Raw genomic sequence first — 22,592 nt, 5'->3', positions numbered from 1 at the left:
CGCTCTGAAATGGGCGGCCATAGCGGGTGAAAGCCCCGTACACTCAAGAGGTTCTCAACATGACGATTGGTTTAGTCGGTCGTAAATGCGGTATGACCCGCGTTTTCACCGAAGAAGGCGTTTCCGTTCCGGTTACGGTCATTGAGATCGAGCCGAATCGCGTAACCCAATTCAAAAGCGAAGAAACCGATGGCTACCGTGCCATTCAGGTAACCGTGGGCGAGCGTCGTGCTTCCCGCGTGACCAAGGCGCAAGCCGGTCACTTCGCCAAGGCCAGCGTTGCTGCTGGTCGTAGCGTCCTCGAATTCCGCCTGGAAGACGGTGAGTACAAGGCTGGCGACGAAGTCACCGTAGCCCTGTTCGAAGCCGGTCAGATGGTTGATGTCACTGGTCAGTCCAAAGGTAAGGGCTACGCCGGTACCATCAAGCGCTGGAACTTCCGTGGTCAGGACAACACCCACGGTAACTCCGTTTCCCACCGTGCACCTGGTTCCATCGGCCAGTGCCAGACTCCTGGTCGAGTGTTCAAGGGCAAGAAAATGTCCGGTCACCTGGGTGCGGAGCGTGTAACCGTTCAGTCGCTGGAAGTCGTGCGTGTAGACGCCGAGCGCAACCTGCTGCTGGTCAAGGGTGCCGTCCCCGGCGCGCCGGGTGGTGACGTGATCGTGCGTCCCGCTGTCAAGGCCCGTGGTTGAGAGGAGAGAGAACATGCAACTCAATGTGAATGGCTCTCAAGCTATCGAAGTCTCCGAGCACACCTTCGGCGGTGAATTCAACGAGACCCTGGTTCACCAGGCAGTCGTTGCCTACATGGCTGGCGGTCGTCAGGGCACCCGTGCCCAGAAGACCCGTTCCGAAGTCAGCGGCGGCGGCAAGAAGCCCTGGCGTCAGAAGGGCAGCGGTCGTGCCCGTGCCGGTACCATCCGCAGCCCCATCTGGCGTTCCGGTGGCGTGGCTTTCGCAGCCAAGCCCCAGGATCACAGCCAGAAGCTGAACAAGAAGATGTACCGCGCTGCACTGCGCTCCATCCTCGCCGAGCTGGTCCGTCTGGATCGTCTGGTCGTGGTTGACGACTTCGCCGTCGACGCGCCCAAGACCAAGACCCTGGTCAGCAAGCTGGACGGCCTGGGCCTGAGCGACGTGCTGATTGTGACCGACGCTGTCGACCAGAATCTGTATCTGGCCGCCCGCAACCTGCCTTTCGTCGACGTGCGTGATGTCCAGGGTTCCGACCCGGTCAGCCTGATCGCCTACGACAAGGTGCTGGTCACTGTGTCCGCCGTGAAGAAATTCGAGGAGCTGCTGGCATGAACCAGGAACGCGTATTCAAAGTGCTGCTTGGCCCGCACATCTCCGAGAAGGCCACCATGCTGGCGGACAGCCAGAAGCAGTTCGTATTCAAGGTTGCCACCGATGCAACCAAGCTGGAAATTAAGAAGGCCGTCGAGCAGCTGTTCGAGGTCAAGGTTCGCAGCGTCAGCACCCTGAACGTCCAGGGCAAGACCAAGCGCACCGCTCGTGGTCTGGGCAAGCGTAACGACTGGAAAAAAGCGTACATCGCACTCCAGCCGGGCCAGGATCTCGACTTTTCCAGCAGCGCCGAGTAATCAGGGGGCATCATGGCAATCGTAAAATGCAAGCCGACCTCCGCTGGCCGCCGCTTTGTGGTCAAGGTGGTCAACTCTGATCTGCACAAAGGCGCGCCCTACGCTCCTTTGCTGGAGAAGAAGAGCAAGTCCGGCGGCCGTAACAACAATGGTCGTATCACCACTCGCCACATCGGCGGTGGTCACAAGCAGCACTATCGTCTGGTCGATTTCCGTCGCAACAAGGATGGCATCCCTGCCGTCGTTGAGCGTATCGAATACGATCCGAACCGTACTGCACACATCGCTCTGCTGAAGTACGCCGATGGCGAGCGTCGCTACATCATCGCCCCCAAGGGCGTTGCTGCCGGTGACCAGCTGCTGTCCGGCGCTGGCGCGCCCATCAAGGCCGGCAACAACCTGCCGCTGCGTAACGTGCCGGTCGGTAGCACCATCCACGGTATCGAGCTGAAGCCTGGCAAAGGCGCTCAGATCGCTCGTTCCGCGGGTACCTCCGCTCAGCTGGTCGCCCGCGAAGGCGCCTACGTCACCGTGCGTCTGCGCAGCGGTGAAATGCGCAAGGTGCTGTCCGAGTGCCGTGCCACCCTGGGCGAAGTGTCCAACGGTGAGCACAGCCTGCGTTCGCTGGGTAAGGCCGGTGCCACCCGCTGGCGTGGCGTGCGTCCGACTGTTCGTGGTGTTGCCATGAACCCGGTCGATCACCCGCACGGTGGTGGTGAAGGTCGTACTTCCGGTGGCCGTCATCCGGTTTCGCCGTGGGGCGTCAAGACCAAGGGTCTCAAGACGCGCTCCAACAAGCGTACCGACAAGATGATTGTCCGTCGCGGCAAGTAATCAGTAGAGGATTCGACTGTGCCCCGTTCTCTGAAGAAAGGTCCTTTTATCGATCTTCACCTGTTGAAGAAGATCGAAGTCGCGGTGGAAAAAAACGAACGCAAGCCGATCAAGACCTGGTCGCGTCGTTCGATGATCCTGCCGCAGATGGTCGGCCTGACCATCGCTGTGCACAACGGTCGTCAACATGTCCCCGTTCTGGTGAACGAAGACATGGTCGGCCACAAACTCGGCGAGTTCGCTGCTACCCGCACCTATCGCGGTCATGCGGCTGACAAGAAAGCCAAGCGTTAAGGGGTAAGGAAGATGGAAGTAGCCGCTAAGCTGTCGGGCGCTCGTATCTCCGCCCAGAAAGCCCGCTTGGTCGCCGACCAGATTCGCGGGAAGAAGGTGGGCGAAGCGCTCAACCTGTTGACTTTCAGCAGCAAGAAAGCCGCTGAAATCATGAAGAAGGTGCTGGAGTCGGCTGTTGCCAACGCCGAGCACAATGAAGGCGCCGACGTGGACGACCTGAAGGTCTCCACCGTCTTCGTAAACGAAGGTCGTTCGCTCAAGCGCATCATGCCGCGTGCCAAAGGTCGTGCTGATCGCATCGTGAAGCGGTCTTGCCATATCACGGTCAAGGTTGCGGACAAGTAACGGAGTCGATCAGATGGGTCAGAAAGTACATCCCAATGGCATTCGCCTGGGTATCGTCAAGGAGCACACTTCGGTCTGGTACGCGGATAAGCGCACTTATGCGGACTATCTGCTGGCCGACCTGAAGGTTCGTGAGTACCTCCAGGACAAACTAAAAAGCGCGTCCGTAAGCCGTATCGATATTCATCGCCCGGCTCAAACCGCACGCATCACCATCCACACCGCCCGTCCCGGTATCGTGATCGGCAAGAAAGGTGAGGATGTCGAGAAGCTGCGTCAGGACCTGACCGCAAGAATGGGTGTGCCCGTGCACATCAACATCGAAGAGATCCGCAAGCCGGAGCTCGACGGTGCCCTGGTTGCGCAGAGCGTTGCGCAGCAGCTTGAGCGTCGTGTGATGTTCCGTCGCGCCATGAAGCGCGCCGTGCAGAACGCGATCCGCATTGGTGCCAAAGGCATCAAGATTCAAGTGAGCGGTCGTCTGGGCGGTGCTGAAATCGCCCGTACCGAGTGGTATCGCGAAGGTCGTGTGCCCCTGCACACCCTGCGTGCCGATATCGACTACGCCACTGCGGAAGCTCACACCACCTACGGTGTGATCGGTGTGAAGGTCTGGATCTTCAAGGGTGAGGTCATTGGTGGCCGCCAGGAAGAGCTCAAGCCCGTCGCCCCGGCTCCGCGCAAAAAAGCTGCTGCTAAGTAAGGAGTACGCAACATGCTGCAACCCAAGCGTACAAAATTCCGCAAGCAGATGACCGGCCACAACCGTGGTCTGGCTCATCGCGGTAGCAAGGTCAGCTTCGGCGAGTACGCGCTGAAGGCTGTCGGCCGTGGCCGTCTGACCGCTCGCCAGATCGAATCCGCACGTCGTGCGCTGACCCGTCACGTGAAGCGTGGCGGCAAGATCTGGATCCGCGTCTTCCCTGACAAGCCTGTCACCAAGAAGCCTCTCGAGGTGCGGATGGGTAAAGGTAAGGGTAGTGTCGAGTACTGGGTAGCCCAGATCCAGCCGGGCAAGGTCCTGTACGAGATCGAGGGTGTTTCCGAGGATCTGGCTCGTCAGGCGTTCGCCCTGGCCGCTGCCAAGCTTCCCGTCGAAACCTCCTTTGTTAAGCGGACGGTGATGTGATGAAAGCGAAAGATTTGCGTGAGAAATCCGTAGAGGAGCTGAACGAGCAGCTTCTCAACCTGCTGCGTGACCAGTTCAATCTGCGTATGCAGAAGGCAACTGGCCAGTTGGGTCAGTCTCACATGCTCTCGCAAGTGAAGCGCGACATCGCTCGCGTCAAGACTGTGCTGAACCAGCAAGCAGGTAAGTGATCATGGCTGAAGCTGAAAAAACTGTCCGTACGCTGACCGGCCGAGTGGTCAGCGACAAGATGGACAAAACCGTGACCGTACTGATCGAGCGTCGCGTAAAGCACCCGATCTACGGCAAATACGTGAAGCGTTCCACCAAGCTGCACGCTCACGACGAAACCAATCAGTGCCGCATTGGTGACCTGGTCACCATTCGCGAAACCCGCCCGCTGGCCAAGACCAAGGCGTGGACCCTGGTTGACGTCGTCGAGCGCGCCGTTCAGGTATAAGGGTAGAGAGCCATGATCCAGACTCAATCCATGCTTGACGTCGCCGACAACAGCGGCGCTCGTCGCGTGATGTGCATCAAGGTGCTCGGCGGTTCCCACCGCCGCTACGCCGGCATCGGCGACATCATCAAAGTCACCGTCAAGGAAGCAATTCCGCGCGGCAAGGTGAAGAAAGGTCAGGTGATGACTGCTGTCGTCGTGCGTACCAAGCACGGCGTCCGCCGCACCGACGGTTCCATCATCCGCTTCGACGGCAACGCCGCGGTTCTGCTGAACAACAAGCAAGAGCCGATTGGCACCCGTATCTTTGGGCCGGTGACCCGTGAACTTCGCTCCGAGAAGTTCATGAAGATCGTCTCCCTTGCCCCCGAAGTGCTGTAAGGAGTAGCCGACATGCAAAAGATTCGTCGTGACGACGAGGTAATCGTCATTGCCGGCAAGGACAAGGGTAAACGTGGCAAGGTGCTGAAGGTGCTCGCCGATGACCGTCTGGTCGTTGGCGGGGTCAACCTGGTCAAGCGCCACACCAAGCCCAACCCCATGCTGGGCGTTCAGGGTGGCATCGTAGAGAAAGAAGCCCCTCTGCATGTCTCCAACGTTGCCATTTTCAACTCCGAGACCAACAAGGCTGACCGCGTTGGTTTCAAAGTCGAAGACGGCAAGAAGATTCGTATCTTCAAGTCGACCCAAAAAGCGGTCCAGGCCTGAAGCTGCTAGGTAGATCACCATGGCTCGATTGAAAGAGATTTATCGGAAGGAAATCGCGCCCAAGCTGAAAGAGCAGCTTCAGCTGGGTAACGTGATGGAAGTTCCGCGCATCACCAAGATCACCTTGAACATGGGTCTGGGCGAAGCAGTCGGTGACAAGAAGATCATCGACAACGCTGTAGCTGACCTGGAAAAGATCGCTGGTCAAAAGCCGGTCGTGACTTATGCCCGCAATTCCATTGCTGGCTTCAAGATCCGCGAAGGCTGGCCGATTGGCGTCAAGGTGACCCTGCGTAGCGATCGCATGTATGAATTCCTGGATCGTCTGCTGTCCATCTCCCTGCCGCGCGTGCGTGACTTCCGCGGCCTGAATGCCAAGTCCTTCGATGGTCGTGGCAACTACAGCATGGGCGTGAAAGAGCAGATCATCTTCCCGGAAATCGATTACGACAAGATCGATGCGCTGCGTGGCATGGACATCACCCTGACCACCACCGCTCGTACCGACGAGGAAGGCCGTGCGCTGCTGCGCGCGTTCAACTTCCCGTTCCGTAACTGATTGAGGTCTTCAAATGGCTAAGCAAAGCATGATTAACCGTGAGCTGAAGCGTCAGCAAACGGTTGCCAAGTACGCCAAGAAGCGCGCCGAGCTGAAGGCGACCATCGGTAACGTCAACGCCTCTCCCGAGGAGCGTTGGAATGCCCAGGTCGCCCTGCAGAAGCAGCCCCGTGACGCCAGCGCCAGCCGCATGCGTAACCGCTGCCGCCTGACCGGTCGTCCGCATGGCGTGTACCGCAAGTTCGGTCTGTCCCGCATCAAGCTGCGTGAAGCAGCCATGCGCGGTGACGTGCCCGGCCTGGTGAAGGCCAGCTGGTAACAGCTAGCGCCTTTCATCGCGGTAACTGAATCAAGCCCCTTTTGGGGCTTGATTCGTTTCAGGCCGATCTCTAGAATGCTCGGCTCGCCCGAATCGGCCTATTGCCGAGGGGTGATTTTGAGAGCCGGTAGGCTCAATTTCTGTATTAGGAGCTAATAGCCCATGAGTATGCAGGACCCGTTAGCAGACATGCTAACTCGTATCCGTAATGCCCAGATGGCTGAAAAGGCCGTTGTGAGCATGCCTTCTTCCAAGCTGAAGGCTGCCGTCGCCAAAGTCCTCAAGGACGAAGGTTACATCGCGGATTTTCAGGTCAGCGCGGAATCCAAGCCGTCGCTGTCCATCGAGCTGAAGTACTTCGAAGGCAAGCCTGTCATCGAAGAGCTGAAGCGTAGCAGCCGTCCCGGTCTGCGCCAGTACAAAGCCGTTGACCAGCTGCCGAAAGTGCGTGGCGGTCTGGGCGTGTCGATCGTTTCCACCAACAAAGGTGTGATGACTGATCGCGCAGCCCGTGCTGCTGGTGTTGGCGGCGAAGTGCTCTGCACAGTCTTCTAAGGGGAATCAGCATGTCTCGCGTTGCTAAAAACCCTGTAAGACTGCCTGCAGGCGTCGAAGTTAATCTGGCCGGTCAGGCCCTTTCGATCAAGGGTGCCAAGGGCGCTCTGGAACTGAAGGTCCATCCGTCCGTTGAAGTCACTCAAGAGTCCGGTGAGCTGCGTTTCGCTGCTCGCAATGGCGATCAGCAGACCCGTGCGATGGCCGGCACTACCCGTGCCCTGGTCAACAACATGGTGGTCGGCGTCAGCCAGGGCTTCGAGCGCAAGCTGCAACTGGTCGGTGTGGGCTACAAGGCCCAAGCCAAAGGTCAGGTGCTGAACCTCGCTCTGGGCTTCTCTCACCCCGTGGACTACGACCTGCCGCAAGGCATCACCGCAGAAACCCCCAACCAGACCGAAATCCTGATCAAGGGTATCGACAAGCAGCTGGTCGGCCAGGTTGCGGCTGAGATTCGTGGTTTCCGTCCGCCGGAGCCTTACAAGGGCAAGGGCGTACGGTATGCCGACGAAGTCGTCCACCGTAAAGAAGCCAAGAAAAAGTAGGGCATAGCAAATGACCGTCAAGAAAGAAACCCGACTGCGTCGCGCTCGCAAGGCTCGCCTGAAGATGCGCGAGCTGGAAGTGGTGCGTCTGTGCGTGTACCGCTCTTCCCAGCACATCTATGCCCAGGTCATCGCGGCCGACGGCAGCAAGGTCCTGGCCAGCGCTTCTACGCTGGACAAAGAACTGCGCGAAAGCGCTACCAGCAACGTCGAGGCGGCCAAGAAAGTTGGTCTGCTGGTCGCCGAGCGTGCCAAGGCCGCTGGCGTTACCCAGGTGGCCTTTGATCGTTCTGGCTTCAAGTACCATGGTCGCGTCAAAGCGCTGGCCGACGCTGCTCGTGAAGGCGGGCTGGAGTTCTAAGTCATGGCAAATAACGATCAAAAGCGCGACGAAGGCTACATCGAGAAGCTGGTTCAAGTTAACCGCGTAGCCAAAACCGTGAAAGGCGGCCGTATCTTCGCCTTCACCGCTCTGACCGTGGTTGGCGATGGCAAAGGCCGCGTTGGCTTCGGCCGTGGCAAGGCCCGTGAAGTGCCTGCTGCCATCCAGAAGGCTATGGAAGCTGCTCGCCGCAACATGATCCAGGTGGATCTGAACGGCACCACCCTGCAGTACCCGGTCAAGGCCGCTCATGGCGCCTCCAAGGTGTACATGCAGCCCGCTTCCGACGGTACCGGCATCATCGCCGGCGGTGCCATGCGCGCCGTGCTGGAAGTCGCTGGTGTGCAGAACGTCCTGGCCAAGTGCTACGGCTCCACCAACCCGGTAAACGTGGTGTACGCGACCTTCGAAGGTCTCAAGCACATGCAGGCGCCGGAAGCTGTTGCCGCCAAGCGTGGCAAGAGCGTCGAGGAGATTCTCTGATCATGGCTAACGCAACCGTCAAGGTCACGCTGATCAAGAGCGTCCATGGCCGTCTGGCCAATCACAAGGCTTGCGTCAAGGGTCTCGGCCTGCGTCGCATTGGTCACACCGTCGAAGTTCAGGACACCCCTGAGAATCGCGGCATGATCAACAAGGCCTATTACCTTCTGCGTGTGGAGGGTTAAGTCATGAAATTGAATGATCTGCGTTCCGCTCCCGGCGCTCGCCGCGAGAAGCTGCGTCCCGGTCGTGGTATCGGTAGCGGCCTGGGCAAGACCGGTGGCCGCGGCCACAAGGGTCTGACCTCCCGCTCCGGTGGCAAGGTTGCCCCCGGCTTCGAGGGCGGCCAGCAGCCACTGCACCGTCGTCTGCCCAAGTTCGGCTTCGTTTCGCTGAAGGCCCTGGACCGCGCCGAGGTTCGTACCTCCGAGCTGGCCAAGGTTGATGTCGATGTCGTCGATCTGCAGGCGCTGAAAGACGCCAACGTGATCAGCCGCGACATCAAGCGTGTCAAGGTTGTGCTGTCCGGCGACGTCACTCGTGCCGTCACCCTGAAGGGCATTGGTGCCACTAAGGGCGCACGTGCAGCCATCGAAGCAGCTGGCGGCAAGATCGAGGAATAAATGGCTAAGCAAGGTGCTCTCTCTGCGCTCAGCAAGACCGGTGGTATGTCCGAGCTGTGGACCCGCCTCCGATTCCTGTTCCTGGCGATCATCGTCTACAGGATCGGTGCGCACATCCCTGTTCCGGGTATCAATCCCGATCAGCTGGCCGCACTGTTCAGGCAGAACGAGGGGACCATTCTTAGCCTCTTCAACATGTTCTCTGGCGGTGCGCTGGAGCGGATGAGCATCTTTGCACTGGGGATCATGCCGTACATCTCGGCATCGATCATCATGCAGCTGCTTACCGCGATCAGCCCACAGCTGGAGCAATTGAAGAAAGAGGGTGAGTCTGGTCGTCGCAAGATCAGCCAGTACACCCGTTACGGCACACTGGTTCTGGCGCTCGTTCAGGCCACCGGGATGTCGGTTGGACTTGCCAGTCAGGGCGTGGCGTTCAGTGTGGGCTTCAGCTTCTACTTCGTAGCTGTCACCACCTTTGTCGCCGGCGCACTGTTCATGATGTGGCTGGGTGAGCAGATCACCGAGCGCGGTATCGGCAACGGCATCTCGATGCTGATCTTCGCCGGTATCGTCGCGGGCTTGCCTCGCGCCATCGGTCAGTCCTTCGAGTCGGCACGGCAGGGCGATATCAACATCTTCGCGCTGATCATGGTCGGTGTGGTGGCGGTTGCCATCATCGCCTTCGTGGTGTTCATCGAGCGTGGGCAGCGTCGTATTGCCGTGCACTACGCCAAGCGTCAGCAGGGTCGCAAGGTCTTCGCTGCGCAGAACAGCCATCTGCCGCTCAAGGTGAACATGGCCGGGGTCATCCCGGCGATCTTCGCCAGCAGCATCCTGCTGTTTCCGGCATCGCTCGGTTCGTGGTTCGGTCAGTCCGAAGGTCTCGGTTGGTTGCAGGACGTGGCTCAGGCCATCGCGCCCGGTCAGCCGCTGAACATCTTGCTGTTTAGTGCAGGGATCATCTTCTTCTGCTTCTTCTATACGGCGCTGATGTTCAACCCCAAGGACGTGGCAGAGAACCTGAAGAAATCCGGGGCGTTCATCCCGGGTATTCGTCCTGGTGAGCAGTCCGCGCGCTATATCGATGGCGTGCTGACCCGACTGACCATGTTCGGTGCCCTGTACATGACGGCGGTGTGCTTGTTGCCCCAGTTCCTGGTGGTCGCGGCGAACGTGCCGTTCTATCTCGGCGGGACCTCGTTGCTGATCGTGGTGGTAGTGGTCATGGACTTCATGTCCCAGGTCCAATCCCATCTCGTATCTCATCAATACGAGTCCCTGATGAAGAAAGCCAACCTGAAGGGCTACGGCAGCGGCATGATGCGCTGATCCGTTACCCGTAAGGTTAGAGGAGTTGTCATGAAAGTTCGTGCATCGGTCAAGAAGCTGTGCCGTAACTGCAAGATCATTCGCCGCGAAGGCGTCGTGCGCGTGATCTGCAGCGCTGAACCGCGTCACAAGCAGCGCCAAGGCTGAGTGTGAATCACGCGTCTAACCCGGCAGCTAGTGTGCTGCCGGGTTGATCATTTGTTCCTACAGCGTTAATATCGCGCGCCCTTTTCTTGGCTTCCGGGGCGTCGGTAGCTGTCAATTGGAGTTTTTCTGAATGGCCCGTATTGCAGGCGTCAACATTCCAGATAACAAGCACACTGTTATCTCGCTGACCTACATCTATGGTGTCGGTCGCACCACCTCTCAGAAGATCTGCGCGGCCACCGGCATCGAGCCGACCGCCAAGATCAAAGAACTGAGCGACGAGCAGGTCGATCAGCTGCGTAACGAGGTCGCCAAAATCCTCACCGAGGGTGACCTGCGCCGCGAAATCAACATGAACATCAAGCGCCTGATGGATCTGGGTTGCTACCGCGGTCTGCGTCACCGCCGTGGTCTGCCGGTCCGTGGTCAGCGCACCAAGACCAATGCCCGTACCCGTAAGGGCCCGCGCAAGCCGATCCGCAAGTAATCGCATCCGCGAATCGACAGGAATCTAGTCATGGCAAAACCTGCTGCTCGTCCTCGTAAGAAAGTCAAAAAGACAGTGGTTGATGGCATCGCCCACATCCATGCGTCTTTCAACAACACCATCGTGACCATCACCGATCGTCAGGGCAATGCTTTGTCCTGGGCGACCTCCGGTGGCTCCGGCTTCCGTGGCTCCCGTAAGAGTACCCCGTTCGCTGCCCAGATTGCAGCCGAACGTGCCGGCCAAGCCGCTCTGGAATATGGTCTGAAGAATCTGGACGTGAACGTCAAAGGTCCCGGCCCCGGCCGCGAGTCCGCTGTTCGCGCCCTGAATGCCTGTGGTTACAAGATCGCCAGCATCACCGACGTGACGCCCATCCCGCATAACGGGTGCCGTCCGCCGAAGAAGCGTCGCGTGTAATAGGAGACAGTGAGAAATGGCTCGTTACATTGGTCCCAAGTGCAAACTGTCCCGCCGCGAAGGCACTGACCTCTTCCTGAAGAGCGGCGCTCGTGCCCTCGACTCGAAGTGCAAGCTGGAAACCGTTCCTGGCCAGCATGGTCAGCGTCGCGGTCGTCTGTCGGACTACGGTCTGCAGCTGCGTGAAAAGCAGAAAGTCCGCCGCATGTACGGTGTCCTCGAGCGTCAGTTCGCCGGTTACTACCAGGAAGCTGCCCGTCGCAAGGGCGCTACCGGTGAAAACCTGCTGCAACTGCTCGAGTGCCGTCTGGACAACGTGGTGTATCGCATGGGCTTTGGTGCCACTCGCGCTGAATCGCGCCAGCTGGTCTCCCACAAGTCGATCACCGTCAACGGTCAGACCGTCAACATTCCCTCCTATCAGGTCAAGGTCGGCGACGTCGTCGCGGTCCGCGAGAAGGCCAAGAACCAGCTGCGTATCGCTCAAGCTCTCGAGCTGTGCGGCCAGCGTGGCCGTGTTGAGTGGGTCGAAGTGAGCACCGAGAAAAAGGAAGGCACCTTCAAGAGCGTGCCGGCCCGTGGTGATCTCTCCGCCGACATCAACGAAAACCTGATTGTCGAGCTCTACTCCAAGTAAGGGCTAGAAAGTAGGTGCATCCATGCAGAGTTCGGTAAATGAGTTCCTGACCCCCCGCCATATCGATGTGCAGGCGGTTAGTCAGACCCGTGCCAAGATCACCCTCGAGCCTCTCGAGCGTGGTTTCGGCCATACCTTGGGCAACGCGCTGCGGCGTATCCTGTTGTCCTCCATGCCTGGCTGCGCGGTAGTCGAAGCAGAGATCGACGGTGTCCTGCACGAGTACAGCGCCATCGAAGGCGTGCAGGAAGACGTGATCGAGATCCTGCTCAATCTCAAGGGTCTGGCCATCAAGTTGCACGGCCGTGACGAAGTCACCCTGAGCCTGAGCAAGAAAGGTCAGGGGCCGGTTCTGGCCTCTGACATTCAGGTCGATCACGACGTCGAGATCGTCAACGGTGAGCACGTCATCGCCCACCTGGCGGACAACGGTTCGCTGAACATGAAGCTGAAAATCGCCCGCGGTCGTGGCTATGAGCCCGCCGACGCGCGTCAGAGCGAAGAAGACGAAACCCGCGCAATCGGTCGTCTGCAGCTCGATGCTTCGTTCAGCCCGGTTCGTCGCGTGGCCTATGTGGTGGAAAACGCCCGGGTCGAACAGCGTACCAACCTGGACAAGCTCGTGCTTGACCTGGAAACCAACGGTACCCTGGATCCGGAAGAAGCCATCCGTCGTGCCGCCACCATCCTGCAGCAGCAGCTGGCAGCGTTCGTCGACCTCAAGGGCGACAGCGAGCCGGTCGTGGTCGAGCAGGAAGACGAGATCGATCCGATCCTGCTGCGTCCGGTGGACGATCTGGAACTGACCGTTCGTTCGGCCAACTGCCTCAAGGCGGAGAACATCTACTACATCGGTGACCTGATTCAGCGTACCGAAGTGGAGCTGCTCAAGACCCCGAACCTGGGCAAGAAGTCCCTGACCGAAATCAAGGACGTCCTGGCCTCCCGTGGTCTGTCGCTCGGTATGCGCCTGGACAACTGGCCCCCTGCAAGCCTTAAGAAGGACGACAAGGCTACTGCCTGATCGTCATTGTTCACCGAACGATAGTTTGGGAAGGAATTTCAATCATGCGTCATCGTAAAAGTGGTCGTCATCTGAGCCGCACGAGCGCACACCGCAAGGCCATGTTCCAGAACATGGCTGTGTCGCTGTTCGAGCACGAGCTGATCAAAACTACCCTGCCGAAAGCCAAGGAACTGCGCCGCGTTGCCGAGCCGCTGATCACCCTGGCCAAGGAAGACAGCGTCGCTAACCGTCGTCTGGCTTTCGACCGTACCCGTTCGAAAGCTGCCGTTGGCAAGCTGTTCAACGACCTGGGCAAGCGCTACGCCAACCGTCCGGGTGGCTACCTGCGTATCCTGAAGTGCGGCTTCCGCGCTGGCGACAATGCGCCCATGGCGTATGTCGAGCTGATCGACCGTCCGGTCGGCGGTACCGTGGAACAGGCTGCTGAATAAGTAGCTGCGTTCTGGAAAAAGCCGGGCTCTTGCCCGGCTTTTTCATGCCCGGCGTTTGGTGAAGACCAGGCCCTTCGCATCCGACTTCTGATCGCAGATTTTTCTATCAGGATGCTAGGATCAATAAATTAGTCCTAAAGTATTGCCGTGGCGATACTTCTCTCAAGCGATCAGCCAACGCTTTTAGAGGGAGATACCTGTGACTGATACCAAGATCCTCACCACCGCCAGCGGCATTCCGGTGGCCGACAACCAGAATTCCCGCACCGCCGGTCCGCGCGGTCCGCTGATGCTCGACGACTTCCATTTGATCGAGAAGCTGGCGCATTTCAACCGTGAAGTCATTCCCGAGCGACGCGTGCATGCCAAGGGCTCCGCGGCCTATGGCACCTTTACCGTCACCCGGGACATCACGCACCTCAGCAGCGCCAGGCTGTTCGCCGAGGTCGGCAAGCGGACCGAGACCCTGCTGCGCTTTTCCACCGTGGGCGGTGAGCGCGGCTCGGCGGATACCGAGCGCGATCCCCGCGGTTTCGCCGTGAAGTTCTATACCGAAGAAGGCAACTGGGACATCGTCGGCAACAACACCCCGGTGTTCTTCATCCGCGATCCGTTGAAATTCCCCGACTTCATCCATACCCAGAAGCGCGATCCCTGGAGCAACCTGAAGAGTCCGCAGATGATGTGGGATTTCTGGTCGCTGTCGCCCGAATCGCTGCATCAGGTCACCATCCTGTTCTCCGATCGCGGCATTCCGGACGGCTATCGCTTCATGCATGGCTTCGGCAGCCATACCTTCAGCCTGATCAACGCCCAGGGCGAGCGGCACTTCGTGAAGTTTCACTTCAAGAGCCAGCAGGGGATCAAGAACCTGGCGCCGGCCGACGCGGCACGCCTGGCCGGTACCGATCCGGACTACAGCCAGCGCGACCTGTTCCAGGCCATCGAGCGCGGCGAATTCCCGCGCTGGACGCTGTGCATCCAGGTGATGAGCGAACAGGAAGCAGCTAGCCGTGCCGAGAATCCCTTCGACGTGACCAAGGTCTGGTCGCAGCAGGACTATCCGCTGCAGGAGGTGGGGGTGCTGGAGCTCAACCGTAATCCGCAGAACTACTTCGCCGAGGTGGAGCAGGCCTCCTTTGCGCCGAGCAACGTGGTGCCGGGCGTGGGGCTGTCGCCCGATCGCATGCTGCAGGGCAGGGTATTCGCCTATGCCGACGCCCAGCGCTACCGGGTGGGCACCAACTATCAGCAACTGCCGGTCAACGCACCCCGTTGCCCCTACGCCAACAACCAGCGTGACGGGGCCATGAGATTCGATGGCAATGGCGGTTCGCAGCCGAACTACGAGCCGAACAGCTATGGCCACACGCCCAAGCAGGCGCCCCAGTATCGCGAGCCGGCGCTGAATTTCGCCGGTCCGGCCGATCGCTACGATCACCGGGTGGACGCGGACTACTTCAGCCAGGCCGGAGCGCTGTTCCGCCTGATGAATGCCGACCAGCAGGCGCTGCTGATCGGCAACATCGTCGGCGCCCTGGGTACGGTGACCCGCGAGGTGCAGCTGCGGCAGATCGGTCACTTCCTCAAGGCCGATCCCGCCTATGGCGTGGGCGTGGCCAAGGGCCTGGGGATAGATCCCAGCGAAGTGGCCTGATCCAGAGGTAGAAAAGAGCCCGGCAACCGCCGGGCTTTTTGTCGTCCGCGAAAAAAGTGCGGGAAAGGCTGTCTCGGACGCCGCTTGCGACGTCGCAGTGCTAAGGTTCGCATCAAGCGCGAAAACACGAGGCTCGCTCTCCCGTCATGACTGTGTTTGGAGTGTCTTTGCGCCAGCTCTGGGCGCACGAAAAGGCCAGCTATGGCGTTCGCGTCTTTGTCGCCCTGAGCGGCGCCATGGCGGTCTGCTGGTCGCTGGGCGATCTGCGCGCGCTGTCGCCGGTATTCCTCGGCATCATCGCCAGCGCCCTGGCGGAAACCGACGACAGCTGGCTGGGGCGACTCAAGTCGCTGGCGGTGACGCTGCTGTGCTTTACCGTGGCGGCCTTCGCGGTCGAGCTGCTGTTTCCCTATCCCTGGATCTTCGTGGTGGGCCTGGGCCTGGCCACCTTCAGCCTGACGATGCTGGGCGCCATCGGCGAGCGCTACGCCTCGGTGGCCCAGGCCACGGTGATCCTGTCCATCTATGCCATGATCGGGGTGGATCAGCGCCTCGGCGCCCAGGTGCCGCTGTGGTACGAGCCGGCACACCTGCTGGCCGGGGCATTGTGGTACGGCCTGCTCTCGGTGCTCTGGTGCGCGCTCTTCGCCCACCAGCCGGTGCGACAGAATCTGTCCGCCCTCTATGGCGAACTAGGGACCCTGCTCAGGCTCAAGGCCGAGATGCTCGAGCCGGTGCGCGGGGTGGACCTGCACCGGCGGCGGGTGCTGCTGGCCCAGCAGAACGGCAAGGTGGTGCAGGCGCTGAACCAGGCCAAGGCGACCATCCTCAATCGCTTCGGCCGCTCGGGCCGGCCCGGTGCGCGTTCGGGGCGCTATTTCCGCCTGTATTTCATGGCACAGGACATCCACGAGCGCGCCAGCTCTTCGCACTATCCCTACAGTGCCCTGACCGAGGCCTTCTTTCACAGCGACATCCTCTTTCGCTGCCAGCGCCTGCTCAAGTTGCAGGCCACGGCCTGCCTCAACATGGGCGAGGCGATCCGGCTCGGACAGCCTTTCGAATACGGCCAGCAGAGTCAGCAGGGACTGACCGATCTGCAGGCCTCGCTGGAGTATCTCAAGCAGCAGCAGAATCCGCGCTGGCGGGGCCTGCTACGCTCCCTGGACCTGCTCGGGCACAATCTTTCGACCCTGGAGCGGCAATTCTCCGAGGCGGGCAACAGCGATTCGGGGGCGGCGGATCTGGACACCAGCCTGCTGGATCCGGCGGCACGGTCTCTCCGCGAGGTGTTCCAGCGTATCCGCCTGCAGCTGACCCCGACCTCGCTACTGTTCCGCCATGGCCTGCGCATGGCGCTGGCGCTGATGGCCGGCTATGGCGTGCTGCACCTGATCCACCCGGTGAACGGCTACTGGATCCTCTTGACCACGGTGTTCGTCTGCCGGCCACAGTACGGAGCGACCCGGGTGCGGCTGGTGCAGCGGATCGTGGGTACGGTGATCGGGCTGTTGCTGGGCAGCGCCCTGCTGGAGCTGTTCGGGCAGCCGGAGATCCAGCTCTTACTGGCGCTGGTGGGCGGCCTGGTGTTCTTTATCACCCGGACGGATCGCTACACCGTCGCCACCGCGGCCATCACCCTCATGGTGCTGTTCTGCTTCAACCAGGTGGGCAACGGTTTCATGCTGATCTGGCCGCGGCTGCTGGATACCCTGCTGGGCTGCCTGATCGCGGTACTGGCGGTGTTCTTCGTCCTGCCGGACTGGCAGGGGCGGCGGCTGCACCAGGTGATGGCCAATACCCTGCGTACCAATGCGCTCTATCTGCGCCGACTGCACGAGCAGTACCGCACCGGCAAGCGTGACGATCTCGACTACCGGGTGGCGCGGCGCAACGCCCACAACGCCGATGCGACGCTGTCGGCCGCGCTGGCCAACATGCTGCGCGATCCCGGACACTTCCGCCGTAACCTGGAAGCGGGCTTTCGCTATCTGGCGCTGTCCAACACCCTGCTGGGCTACCTGTCGGCCCTGGGCGCCCATCGCCGCCAGCTGGAGGCGGCCGAGCACGATGCCCTGGTGGAGCGCGCCGTGACCCGCATCGCCGAGGGTATGGAGTCCATCGCGGCGGCGGTGGCGGAACGCCGCAGTCTGCCGCCGACCGCCGAGGAGGAGACCAGCCTGGCCGATGAACTGGAGGCCGCGGCCGAGGACAACGACGACGGCTACCGGCTGGTGTGCACCCAGCTGGCGCTGATCTGCCGCCTGCTGCCCAATCTCAAGAGCGCCGCCAACCATACCCTGCGCGAACAAACCCGCGAGCAACCGGCCGCAGGTACCGCCGATGCTTGAGCAAGGTTGGCGCGACGCGCTATGTTGACCGATGTCCGTCGAGTCTTTCGACGCCTGTTTATGCTGGTTTGAAGGCTGTTCCAACACATGCGTATGCGTCTTCTAGTAGTGGGCGGGGAGAGCGCCCTGGGCAAGGCGCTACTCGCCGCCGGTGCCGAAGCGGGCATCGAATTCGTCGCCCCCGAGACTCCCACGGAGGGCTGGTACGCCGCCGGGCTGACCGAGGTCCTCGACCGGGTCCGACCAGGGGCGGTGATCAATCTCGCCTATTACCACGACTGGCTGCAGGCCGCGGACTTCGATCCGGCGCTGATGCAGCGCCAGGCGCTGGCCGTGCAACGCCTGGCCGGCCTCTGCCAGCACTATCAGATTCCGCTGATCCAGCCGTCCAGCTATCAGCTGTTCGATGGCTCGCGCGTGGCCGGCTATAGTGAAAAGGATCTTCCGCGGCCCCCCGGGGCACGGGGCGAGGCGCTCTGGCGGGTCGAGCAGCTGGTGCGGGCGCTGTGCCCGATGCACATCCTGCTGCGCCTGGGCTGGGTCCTGGATGACTCCCGTGACGGTCGCCTGGGGCGGTTGCTGCGGCAGCTGGGCACCGAGCAGGTGGTGCCGATGGCGGGCGACCGGCGCGGCAATCCGACCACCGTGGGCGATGCCGCCCGGGTGCTGCTGGCCGTGGTCAAGCAGCTCGACTGCGGCGCACCGCTCTGGGGGACCTATCACTACGGCGCCCAGGAAGCGGTGTCGGAGTTGGGTCTGGCCGAGACCGTCGCCCAGCTCTGGCAGGAATTCGACCGGCCGGTGCGCTGCGAGTGGCAGGAGGTGACGCACCTCGAGCGTGCGGATACCGCGGAAGAGCCACAACAGGGGGTGTTGATCAGTCGCAAGCTGCTCAACACCTTTGGCATCAAGGCGCGGCGCTGGCAGCAGGAGCTGCCGGCGCTGTTGCAGGGCTTTCGGCAGGACGAGGTAGGTTTAGATGAGTGATGCGCCCATTCTGATCACTGGCGGTGCCGGTTTCATCGGCTCCCACCTGGCGGACGCGCTGCTGGCGCGGGGCAGGCGGGTGCGGGTGCTGGACGACCTGAGCACCGGCAAGCGCGAGAATCTGCCGCTGGACGACGACCGCATCGAATTGCGGGTGGGAGACGTGGCCGATGTCGCGACCCTGGAAGCGGCGATGGCCGGCTGCGCGGCGGTGGTGCATCTGGCCGCGGTGGCCTCGGTGCAGGCGTCGGTGGAGGACCCGGTGGGCACCCACAGGGCCAACTTCATCGGCACCCTGAATCTGTGCGAGGCCATGCGCAAGGCCGGGATCAAGCGGGTGGTCTATGCCTCCAGCGCGGCGGTCTATGGCGCCAATGGCCAGGGGCAGGCCATCGACGAGGAGTTGCCCAAGGCGCCGCTGACGCCCTATGCGGCGGACAAGCTGGCGGGCGAATACTACTTCGACTTCTATCGTCGCGAGCACGGTCTGGAGCCGGCGATCTTCCGCTTCTTCAACATCTATGGTCCGCGTCAGGATCCGTCTTCGCCCTATTCGGGGGTGATCAGCATCTTCACCGAACGCGCCCGCCGGCAGACGCCGATCACGGTGTTCGGTGATGGCGAGCAGACCCGCGATTTCGTCTATGTCGCCGATCTGGTGGGCATCCTGGTGCAGGCGCTGGAAGCCCCCGAGGTGGCGGCTGGGGCGGTGAACGTGGGACGCGGCGAGACCATCAGCCTGAACGGCCTGCTGGCGGAGATCGGCCAGGTGCTGGGTGGCCTGCCGCCGGTGACCCACGGCGCGGCGCGGGCCGGGGACATCCGCCATTCGAAGGCGGACAACCGCCGCCTGCGCGAGCGCTTCGATTTCAGTCAGCCCACGAGCATGGGCACGGGGCTGGCAGCACTGCTGCGGGATTAGTGGACGCGGCCAGGGGCAATCCCTGGCCGGTTGGGCGTCGACGCTGAAGCTGCCCAGCGCCAACCTGCGGGCGAGTGGCCTGCGCTGGCCTAGAAGCGATAGCCCAGGCCGACCATGTAGACCCAGGGATCCACGTCCAGATCGACCTTGGCGCGGGCGCCGAGGGCGGTGTTGTCGACATGGGCGGTGGTGGCGATGTCGATATAGCGGATCTGGGCGTTGAGCATCACCCGGTCGGTGAGCATGAGATCTGCGCCGACCTGGGCGGACCAGCCCCAGGAGTTGTCGGCGCGGAAGTTGTCGAAGCCGGCCGCGCTGGCGCCGCTGCCGACGTGCTCGTCGTAGATCCAGGTGTAGTTGAGGCCGGCGCCGACATAGGGCTGGAACGTCGCCTTGGCGTCCAGCGGGTAGTAGACCAGGCTCAGGGTCGGCGGCAGGTGCTTGAGGCTGCCGAGCTTGCCGTTGGCGGCGTCCAGCCCGGTGCCCTTGATGTTGACCTGGTGCTCGAAGGGCGTGGCCGCCAGCAATTCGAGGCCCAGGTGGTCGGTGAGCATGTAGGCGACGTTCAGCCCCAGCTGGGTGTCGCTGTCCATGGTCGCCTTGCCGCCCAGATTGGCGCCGCTCAGGGCGCCTCTGTCGATCTTGACGTCGGAGCTGCGCTCGTGGGGATCCACGGTGATGGCGCCGGCGCGCAGGATGATGTCGCCGGCCTGGTGGGCCTGGGCGAAGGGCGCGGCCAGGGCAAGGGCGAGCAGGCTGAGACGGAAGAGGGGACGCATGGCGAGGGCTCCGAAGGCATTGAAAAAGGGCTGGGAGCAGCCTAGCGAAGCTGAAACGGCGGACTCTTGATCTCGCTCAAGGGTGGGGCGGATCGCCTTAGGAACCGTCGCCCTTGAGAATGTAGGGCTGGATGCGCTGGGCCTGCAGCCAATAGCCGGCGACGGCCACCTCGCTGCGCTGGCTGCCCACGCCCAGGCGGCCTTCCACCCAGTAGGGCAGGTGCAGTTTGGACAGCCAGAGGTCGTGGCTGCCTTTCACGTAGACGATCTGGTTGCCCGGCGGCGGCGGTACGTGGATGCAGGCGCCGTAATAGGGGACCAGCAGGAATTCGGTGACCTCGCCCTCGTCGGTGACCATCAGCGGCACCACGTAACCGGGCAGGCGCACCTCCTGGCCATCCAGGGCGGCCACCGTGGGGGCGTCCGGCCAGGGCTGGCTGGCGGCCGGGCCGTCTTCGCCGAGGCCGTGGTCGACGCTGCCGGGATTGAAGCGCGGCGCATCGGCCGGCACCAGTTCGCGCCAGGCGAGTTGGCGGGGTTCGGCCTGGGCCCAGGGCAGCCAGCAGAGCAACAGCAGGAGCGCCAGGCGCATGGTGGGGCCTCGTCTAGAGTCGCACGGACAACCCGTCCGTGAGGGCCTGGCGACAGCCGCGCCAGGCCGGGATGCAGCCGAGCACCAGGGCCGCGAGCAGGATGCCGCCGAGCAGTTGCCCATCGTAGAGCGAGGGCCAGTCCAGCGGCAATGCCAGGCCGTATTCCGCCAGCAGCCAGGGCCGGCCCAGGGCGATGGCACCATAGAGCAGCGCCAGCCCGGCGAGACAGCCGGCCAGGGTGAGGGTCAGGGCCTCTGCCAGCAACAGGCCGAACAGGTGGCGCGGCTGGGCGCCTACCGAGCGCAGGATGGCCATCTCCCGGCGTCTTTCGTTGAGGCTGGCGAGCAGGGCGGTGAGCATGCCCACCAGCCCGGTGAGCACCACGCACAGCGACATCACCAGCAGCGCCTGTTCCGCCGTGCCGAGCATTCCCCAGAGCTCCTGCAGGGCCACACCGGGCAGGATGGCCAGCAGCGGCTCGCCACGGTACTCGTTGACCGCGCGCTGCACGGCAAAGGTGGCCACCCGACTCTTGAGGCCGACCAGGGCGGCGGTCAGGTCCTGGGGCGTGAGATCGCGCCGGCGCACCTCGGCGTCGCTCAGCGAAGGCCCGGGCAGGCCGCCGCGCCAGTCCAGGTGCAGGGCGGTCATGCCGCTCAGCGGGATGTGCAGGGTGCGATCGACCGGGGTGCCGGTGGGGGCGAGGATGCCGACCACGGTGAAGGGGTGGTCGCTGTGCTCGGTCAGACTGATGGTGGCGACGCCATGGGCCAGCACGACCTTGTCGCCCAGCCGATAGTGCAGCGCCTTGGCTACCTCGGCGCCCAGCACCACCTCGAAGACGTCGGCGAAGGGCCGGCCCTGGGCTAGCCGCAGCGGCTGGTTGCGCCCGTAGTGGTAGTGGGTGAAGTAGTTGCCGTCGGTACCCAGCACCCGGTAGCCGCGGTGGGAATCGCCCAGGGACAGCGGGATGGTCCAGGCGACGCGGGGATCGGCGGCGAGCTTCTCGTAGCTCTCCCAGCGGATGTTGTTGGTGGCGTTGCCGATGCGGAATACCGAATAGAGCAGCAGGTTGACCGCGCCGGAACGCGCGCCCACCACCAGGTCGGTGCCGGCGATGGTGCTGGCGAAACTGGCCTTGGCCTCGGTGCGCAGGCGTTCGACACCCAGCAGCAGGGCCACCGAGACGGCGATGGTGAAGACGGTGAGCAGGGCGGTGGCGCGGCGATTGCGCAGGCTGGCCCAGGCCAGTTGCAGGAGTGGCATCCTAGGTCTCCGGCCGGGCGGCGTTGAGCTGTGCCAGGGTCAGGTGGCGGTCGAAGCGACTGGCCAGACTGCGGTCGTGGCTGACGAACAGCAGGCCGGCACCGGCGGCGGCGCACTCGGCGAACAGCAGTTGCAGGAAGGCATCGCGGTGGTCGCTGTCCAGCGCCGAGGTGGGTTCGTCGGCGATCACCAGTTCCGGCTGGCCGATCAGGGCGCGGGCGGCAGCGACGCGCTGCTGCTGGCCGATGGAGAGTTCGCGGGCCGGACGGCGGGGCAGCGCGGGATCGCTCAGCCCCAGGGCGCGGAGCAGGGTCAGGGCCGCGCCCCGGGGATCGCCATGCCGCGCCGAGGCGCGCTCGCGGCGCAGCGCCGAGAACTGGCAGGGCAGCAGGACGTTGTCCAAGACCGAGAGAAAGGGCAGCAGATTGAATTGCTGGAAGAGAAAGCCAGTGTGGTCGACGCGAAAACGGTCGCGCCGGGCGGTGGCGAGGGCTCCCAGGTCCTGACCGAGCAGGCGCACCTGGCCGCGACTGGGACGCTGCACGCCGCCGAGCAGGCCGAGCAGGGTGGTCTTGCCGCTGCCGGAAGGGCCTTCGAGAAACAGCGCCTCGCCGGGCGCCAGCTGGAAGTGCCGGATGTCCAGGCATTCCGCCTGGCCGGGCCAGGCGAAGCCGAGGTCCTGGATCTCGACCAGGGGGGCAGAGGTCACGACC

35 protein-coding genes are annotated in these 22,592 nt (G+C 62.5%); 31 read left to right on the top strand and 4 right to left on the bottom strand.

Annotation, left to right across the window (positions count from 1 at the left end; translation table 11 throughout):
- Positions 1-59: 59 nt before the first annotated feature.
- From rplC to QKY98_RS02570, 31 genes are all read left to right on the top strand, one after another.
- Positions 60-695 (top strand): 50S ribosomal protein L3, encoded by a 636-nt coding sequence (gene rplC / locus QKY98_RS02720; RefSeq protein ID WP_007161251.1) that lies wholly within the window; start codon positions 60-62, stop codon positions 693-695.
- Positions 696-708: 13 nt separating this feature from the next.
- A complete protein-coding gene (gene rplD, locus QKY98_RS02715) occupies positions 709-1,311 on the top strand; it encodes a 50S ribosomal protein L4 (RefSeq protein ID WP_007161250.1) in 603 nt (200 codons plus the stop codon).
- Entirely contained in the window at positions 1,308-1,607 is a 300-nt protein-coding gene (gene rplW / locus QKY98_RS02710; RefSeq protein ID WP_007161249.1) for a 50S ribosomal protein L23, read from the top strand. The genes rplD and rplW overlap by 4 nt, the downstream gene beginning before the upstream one ends.
- Positions 1,608-1,619: 12 nt before the next feature.
- The gene (rplB, locus tag QKY98_RS02705; RefSeq protein WP_007161248.1) at positions 1,620-2,441 is read left to right on the top strand and encodes a 50S ribosomal protein L2; all 822 of its coding nucleotides are present in this window, start codon (positions 1,620-1,622) and stop codon (positions 2,439-2,441) included.
- A gap of 18 nt (positions 2,442-2,459) precedes the next feature.
- Positions 2,460-2,735 (top strand): 30S ribosomal protein S19, encoded by a 276-nt coding sequence (rpsS, locus tag QKY98_RS02700; protein ID WP_007161247.1) that lies wholly within the window; start codon positions 2,460-2,462, stop codon positions 2,733-2,735.
- A 12-nt stretch (positions 2,736-2,747) separates the two neighbouring features.
- Positions 2,748-3,080 (top strand): 50S ribosomal protein L22, encoded by a 333-nt coding sequence (gene rplV / locus QKY98_RS02695; RefSeq protein WP_007161246.1) that lies wholly within the window; start codon positions 2,748-2,750, stop codon positions 3,078-3,080.
- A 13-nt stretch (positions 3,081-3,093) separates the two neighbouring features.
- On the top strand, positions 3,094-3,783 hold the full coding sequence (gene rpsC / locus QKY98_RS02690) for a 30S ribosomal protein S3 (RefSeq protein ID WP_007161245.1): 690 nt from the start codon (positions 3,094-3,096) through the stop codon (positions 3,781-3,783).
- Between the two features lie 12 nt (positions 3,784-3,795).
- Positions 3,796-4,209, top strand: a complete 414-nt coding sequence (rplP, locus tag QKY98_RS02685) for a 50S ribosomal protein L16 (RefSeq protein ID WP_007161244.1) — start codon at positions 3,796-3,798, stop codon at positions 4,207-4,209.
- Positions 4,209-4,400, top strand: a complete 192-nt coding sequence (gene rpmC / locus QKY98_RS02680; RefSeq protein WP_007161243.1) for a 50S ribosomal protein L29 — start codon at positions 4,209-4,211, stop codon at positions 4,398-4,400. The genes rplP and rpmC overlap by 1 nt, the downstream gene beginning before the upstream one ends.
- Positions 4,401-4,402: 2 nt before the next feature.
- The gene (rpsQ, locus tag QKY98_RS02675) at positions 4,403-4,669 is read left to right on the top strand and encodes a 30S ribosomal protein S17 (RefSeq protein ID WP_007161242.1); all 267 of its coding nucleotides are present in this window, start codon (positions 4,403-4,405) and stop codon (positions 4,667-4,669) included.
- A 12-nt stretch (positions 4,670-4,681) separates the two neighbouring features.
- Complete coding sequence (rplN, locus tag QKY98_RS02670; protein ID WP_007161241.1) at positions 4,682-5,050, top strand: 50S ribosomal protein L14; 369 nt, start codon at positions 4,682-4,684, stop codon at positions 5,048-5,050.
- A 12-nt stretch (positions 5,051-5,062) separates the two neighbouring features.
- On the top strand, positions 5,063-5,377 hold the full coding sequence (gene rplX, locus QKY98_RS02665; protein ID WP_007161240.1) for a 50S ribosomal protein L24: 315 nt from the start codon (positions 5,063-5,065) through the stop codon (positions 5,375-5,377).
- Positions 5,378-5,396: 19 nt separating this feature from the next.
- Positions 5,397-5,936, top strand: a complete 540-nt coding sequence (gene rplE, locus QKY98_RS02660) for a 50S ribosomal protein L5 (RefSeq protein ID WP_007161239.1) — start codon at positions 5,397-5,399, stop codon at positions 5,934-5,936.
- A gap of 13 nt (positions 5,937-5,949) precedes the next feature.
- The gene (gene rpsN / locus QKY98_RS02655; RefSeq protein WP_007161238.1) at positions 5,950-6,255 is read left to right on the top strand and encodes a 30S ribosomal protein S14; all 306 of its coding nucleotides are present in this window, start codon (positions 5,950-5,952) and stop codon (positions 6,253-6,255) included.
- Between the two features lie 162 nt (positions 6,256-6,417).
- A complete protein-coding gene (gene rpsH / locus QKY98_RS02650) occupies positions 6,418-6,810 on the top strand; it encodes a 30S ribosomal protein S8 (protein ID WP_017640285.1) in 393 nt (130 codons plus the stop codon).
- Positions 6,811-6,821: 11 nt separating this feature from the next.
- The gene (gene rplF / locus QKY98_RS02645) at positions 6,822-7,355 is read left to right on the top strand and encodes a 50S ribosomal protein L6 (RefSeq protein WP_017640286.1); all 534 of its coding nucleotides are present in this window, start codon (positions 6,822-6,824) and stop codon (positions 7,353-7,355) included.
- A 10-nt stretch (positions 7,356-7,365) separates the two neighbouring features.
- The gene (gene rplR, locus QKY98_RS02640; protein WP_007161235.1) at positions 7,366-7,716 is read left to right on the top strand and encodes a 50S ribosomal protein L18; all 351 of its coding nucleotides are present in this window, start codon (positions 7,366-7,368) and stop codon (positions 7,714-7,716) included.
- Between the two features lie 3 nt (positions 7,717-7,719).
- A complete protein-coding gene (rpsE, locus tag QKY98_RS02635) occupies positions 7,720-8,220 on the top strand; it encodes a 30S ribosomal protein S5 (protein WP_007161234.1) in 501 nt (166 codons plus the stop codon).
- A 2-nt stretch (positions 8,221-8,222) separates the two neighbouring features.
- On the top strand, positions 8,223-8,405 hold the full coding sequence (gene rpmD / locus QKY98_RS02630; RefSeq protein ID WP_007161233.1) for a 50S ribosomal protein L30: 183 nt from the start codon (positions 8,223-8,225) through the stop codon (positions 8,403-8,405).
- Positions 8,406-8,408: 3 nt separating this feature from the next.
- Complete coding sequence (rplO, locus tag QKY98_RS02625; protein WP_007161232.1) at positions 8,409-8,843, top strand: 50S ribosomal protein L15; 435 nt, start codon at positions 8,409-8,411, stop codon at positions 8,841-8,843.
- Positions 8,844-10,175 (top strand): preprotein translocase subunit SecY, encoded by a 1,332-nt coding sequence (gene secY, locus QKY98_RS02620; RefSeq protein ID WP_027599183.1) that lies wholly within the window; start codon positions 8,844-8,846, stop codon positions 10,173-10,175.
- A gap of 30 nt (positions 10,176-10,205) precedes the next feature.
- Positions 10,206-10,322, top strand: coding sequence for a 50S ribosomal protein L36 (rpmJ, locus tag QKY98_RS02615; protein WP_002555468.1), 117 nt, complete (start codon positions 10,206-10,208; stop codon positions 10,320-10,322).
- 130 nt (positions 10,323-10,452) lie between these two features.
- On the top strand, positions 10,453-10,809 hold the full coding sequence (rpsM, locus tag QKY98_RS02610; protein ID WP_007161230.1) for a 30S ribosomal protein S13: 357 nt from the start codon (positions 10,453-10,455) through the stop codon (positions 10,807-10,809).
- Between the two features lie 30 nt (positions 10,810-10,839).
- Positions 10,840-11,229, top strand: coding sequence for a 30S ribosomal protein S11 (gene rpsK / locus QKY98_RS02605; protein WP_003281811.1), 390 nt, complete (start codon positions 10,840-10,842; stop codon positions 11,227-11,229).
- Between the two features lie 16 nt (positions 11,230-11,245).
- Positions 11,246-11,866, top strand: a complete 621-nt coding sequence (rpsD, locus tag QKY98_RS02600; protein ID WP_007161229.1) for a 30S ribosomal protein S4 — start codon at positions 11,246-11,248, stop codon at positions 11,864-11,866.
- A gap of 22 nt (positions 11,867-11,888) precedes the next feature.
- Entirely contained in the window at positions 11,889-12,890 is a 1,002-nt protein-coding gene (locus QKY98_RS02595; RefSeq protein ID WP_027599182.1) for a DNA-directed RNA polymerase subunit alpha, read from the top strand.
- A 44-nt stretch (positions 12,891-12,934) separates the two neighbouring features.
- Entirely contained in the window at positions 12,935-13,324 is a 390-nt protein-coding gene (gene rplQ, locus QKY98_RS02590) for a 50S ribosomal protein L17 (RefSeq protein ID WP_007161227.1), read from the top strand.
- A 199-nt stretch (positions 13,325-13,523) separates the two neighbouring features.
- A complete protein-coding gene (locus QKY98_RS02585; RefSeq protein WP_042137282.1) occupies positions 13,524-14,981 on the top strand; it encodes a catalase in 1,458 nt (485 codons plus the stop codon).
- 146 nt (positions 14,982-15,127) lie between these two features.
- The gene (gene yccS, locus QKY98_RS02580; RefSeq protein WP_027599180.1) at positions 15,128-17,332 is read left to right on the top strand and encodes a YccS family putative transporter; all 2,205 of its coding nucleotides are present in this window, start codon (positions 15,128-15,130) and stop codon (positions 17,330-17,332) included.
- A gap of 87 nt (positions 17,333-17,419) precedes the next feature.
- A complete protein-coding gene (locus QKY98_RS02575; RefSeq protein ID WP_284670302.1) occupies positions 17,420-18,319 on the top strand; it encodes a sugar nucleotide-binding protein in 900 nt (299 codons plus the stop codon).
- Positions 18,312-19,241 (top strand): NAD-dependent epimerase/dehydratase family protein, encoded by a 930-nt coding sequence (locus QKY98_RS02570; RefSeq protein ID WP_042137286.1) that lies wholly within the window; start codon positions 18,312-18,314, stop codon positions 19,239-19,241. The genes QKY98_RS02575 and QKY98_RS02570 overlap by 8 nt, the downstream gene beginning before the upstream one ends.
- Positions 19,242-19,330: 89 nt before the next feature.
- On the opposite strand, the gene QKY98_RS02565 is transcribed toward QKY98_RS02570, so the two are convergent.
- From QKY98_RS02565 to QKY98_RS02550, 4 genes are all read right to left on the bottom strand, one after another.
- Entirely contained in the window at positions 19,331-20,020 is a 690-nt protein-coding gene (locus QKY98_RS02565; protein WP_027601114.1) for an OmpW/AlkL family protein, read from the bottom strand.
- Between the two features lie 97 nt (positions 20,021-20,117).
- Positions 20,118-20,612, bottom strand: coding sequence for a DUF3299 domain-containing protein (locus QKY98_RS02560; RefSeq protein WP_007161221.1), 495 nt, complete (start codon positions 20,610-20,612; stop codon positions 20,118-20,120).
- Positions 20,613-20,625: 13 nt separating this feature from the next.
- Complete coding sequence (locus QKY98_RS02555; protein WP_145249208.1) at positions 20,626-21,879, bottom strand: ABC transporter permease; 1,254 nt, start codon at positions 21,877-21,879, stop codon at positions 20,626-20,628.
- 1 nt (position 21,880) lies between these two features.
- Complete coding sequence (locus QKY98_RS02550; RefSeq protein WP_169854427.1) at positions 21,881-22,588, bottom strand: ABC transporter ATP-binding protein; 708 nt, start codon at positions 22,586-22,588, stop codon at positions 21,881-21,883.
- Positions 22,589-22,592 lie beyond the last annotated feature (4 nt).

It is taken from the genome of Pseudomonas sp. HR1 (assembly GCF_030175875.1).
Classification (GTDB): domain Bacteria; phylum Pseudomonadota; class Gammaproteobacteria; order Pseudomonadales; family Pseudomonadaceae; genus Chryseomonas; species Chryseomonas oryzihabitans.
Note: the sequence above shows the minus strand (reverse complement) of the source record. Positions and strands in the feature narration are given on the sequence as shown.

Bases quoted from the DNA above. Each gene is read 5' to 3' on its own strand.
- rplX (WP_007161240.1), top strand. From the start codon at position 5,063: ATGCAAAAGATTCGTCGTGACGACGAGGTAATCGTCATTGCCGGCAAG.
- rpsD (WP_007161229.1), top strand. From the start codon at position 11,246: ATGGCTCGTTACATTGGTCCCAAGTGCAAACTGTCCCGCCGCGAAGGC.
- rpsH (WP_017640285.1), top strand. From the start codon at position 6,418: ATGAGTATGCAGGACCCGTTAGCAGACATGCTAACTCGTATCCGTAAT.
- QKY98_RS02570 (WP_042137286.1), top strand. From the start codon at position 18,312: ATGAGTGATGCGCCCATTCTGATCACTGGCGGTGCCGGTTTCATCGGC.
- rplP (WP_007161244.1), top strand. From the start codon at position 3,796: ATGCTGCAACCCAAGCGTACAAAATTCCGCAAGCAGATGACCGGCCAC.
- rplD (WP_007161250.1), top strand. From the start codon at position 709: ATGCAACTCAATGTGAATGGCTCTCAAGCTATCGAAGTCTCCGAGCAC.
- rpmJ (WP_002555468.1), top strand. From the start codon at position 10,206: ATGAAAGTTCGTGCATCGGTCAAGAAGCTGTGCCGTAACTGCAAGATC.
- rplB (WP_007161248.1), top strand. From the start codon at position 1,620: ATGGCAATCGTAAAATGCAAGCCGACCTCCGCTGGCCGCCGCTTTGTG.
- rpsK (WP_003281811.1), top strand. From the start codon at position 10,840: ATGGCAAAACCTGCTGCTCGTCCTCGTAAGAAAGTCAAAAAGACAGTG.
- rpsC (WP_007161245.1), top strand. From the start codon at position 3,094: ATGGGTCAGAAAGTACATCCCAATGGCATTCGCCTGGGTATCGTCAAG.
- rplN (WP_007161241.1), top strand. From the start codon at position 4,682: ATGATCCAGACTCAATCCATGCTTGACGTCGCCGACAACAGCGGCGCT.
- rplO (WP_007161232.1), top strand. From the start codon at position 8,409: ATGAAATTGAATGATCTGCGTTCCGCTCCCGGCGCTCGCCGCGAGAAG.
- QKY98_RS02555 (WP_145249208.1), bottom strand. From the start codon at position 21,879: ATGCCACTCCTGCAACTGGCCTGGGCCAGCCTGCGCAATCGCCGCGCC.
- rplR (WP_007161235.1), top strand. From the start codon at position 7,366: ATGACCGTCAAGAAAGAAACCCGACTGCGTCGCGCTCGCAAGGCTCGC.
- rpmC (WP_007161243.1), top strand. From the start codon at position 4,209: ATGAAAGCGAAAGATTTGCGTGAGAAATCCGTAGAGGAGCTGAACGAG.
- rplC (WP_007161251.1), top strand. From the start codon at position 60: ATGACGATTGGTTTAGTCGGTCGTAAATGCGGTATGACCCGCGTTTTC.
- rplE (WP_007161239.1), top strand. From the start codon at position 5,397: ATGGCTCGATTGAAAGAGATTTATCGGAAGGAAATCGCGCCCAAGCTG.
- rplV (WP_007161246.1), top strand. From the start codon at position 2,748: ATGGAAGTAGCCGCTAAGCTGTCGGGCGCTCGTATCTCCGCCCAGAAA.
- yccS (WP_027599180.1), top strand. From the start codon at position 15,128: ATGACTGTGTTTGGAGTGTCTTTGCGCCAGCTCTGGGCGCACGAAAAG.
- secY (WP_027599183.1), top strand. From the start codon at position 8,844: ATGGCTAAGCAAGGTGCTCTCTCTGCGCTCAGCAAGACCGGTGGTATG.
- rplQ (WP_007161227.1), top strand. From the start codon at position 12,935: ATGCGTCATCGTAAAAGTGGTCGTCATCTGAGCCGCACGAGCGCACAC.
- QKY98_RS02565 (WP_027601114.1), bottom strand. From the start codon at position 20,020: ATGCGTCCCCTCTTCCGTCTCAGCCTGCTCGCCCTTGCCCTGGCCGCG.
- rpmD (WP_007161233.1), top strand. From the start codon at position 8,223: ATGGCTAACGCAACCGTCAAGGTCACGCTGATCAAGAGCGTCCATGGC.
- rpsE (WP_007161234.1), top strand. From the start codon at position 7,720: ATGGCAAATAACGATCAAAAGCGCGACGAAGGCTACATCGAGAAGCTG.
- rpsM (WP_007161230.1), top strand. From the start codon at position 10,453: ATGGCCCGTATTGCAGGCGTCAACATTCCAGATAACAAGCACACTGTT.
- QKY98_RS02575 (WP_284670302.1), top strand. From the start codon at position 17,420: ATGCGTATGCGTCTTCTAGTAGTGGGCGGGGAGAGCGCCCTGGGCAAG.
- rpsN (WP_007161238.1), top strand. From the start codon at position 5,950: ATGGCTAAGCAAAGCATGATTAACCGTGAGCTGAAGCGTCAGCAAACG.
- QKY98_RS02595 (WP_027599182.1), top strand. From the start codon at position 11,889: ATGCAGAGTTCGGTAAATGAGTTCCTGACCCCCCGCCATATCGATGTG.
- rplW (WP_007161249.1), top strand. From the start codon at position 1,308: ATGAACCAGGAACGCGTATTCAAAGTGCTGCTTGGCCCGCACATCTCC.
- QKY98_RS02560 (WP_007161221.1), bottom strand. From the start codon at position 20,612: ATGCGCCTGGCGCTCCTGCTGTTGCTCTGCTGGCTGCCCTGGGCCCAG.
- rpsQ (WP_007161242.1), top strand. From the start codon at position 4,403: ATGGCTGAAGCTGAAAAAACTGTCCGTACGCTGACCGGCCGAGTGGTC.
- rplF (WP_017640286.1), top strand. From the start codon at position 6,822: ATGTCTCGCGTTGCTAAAAACCCTGTAAGACTGCCTGCAGGCGTCGAA.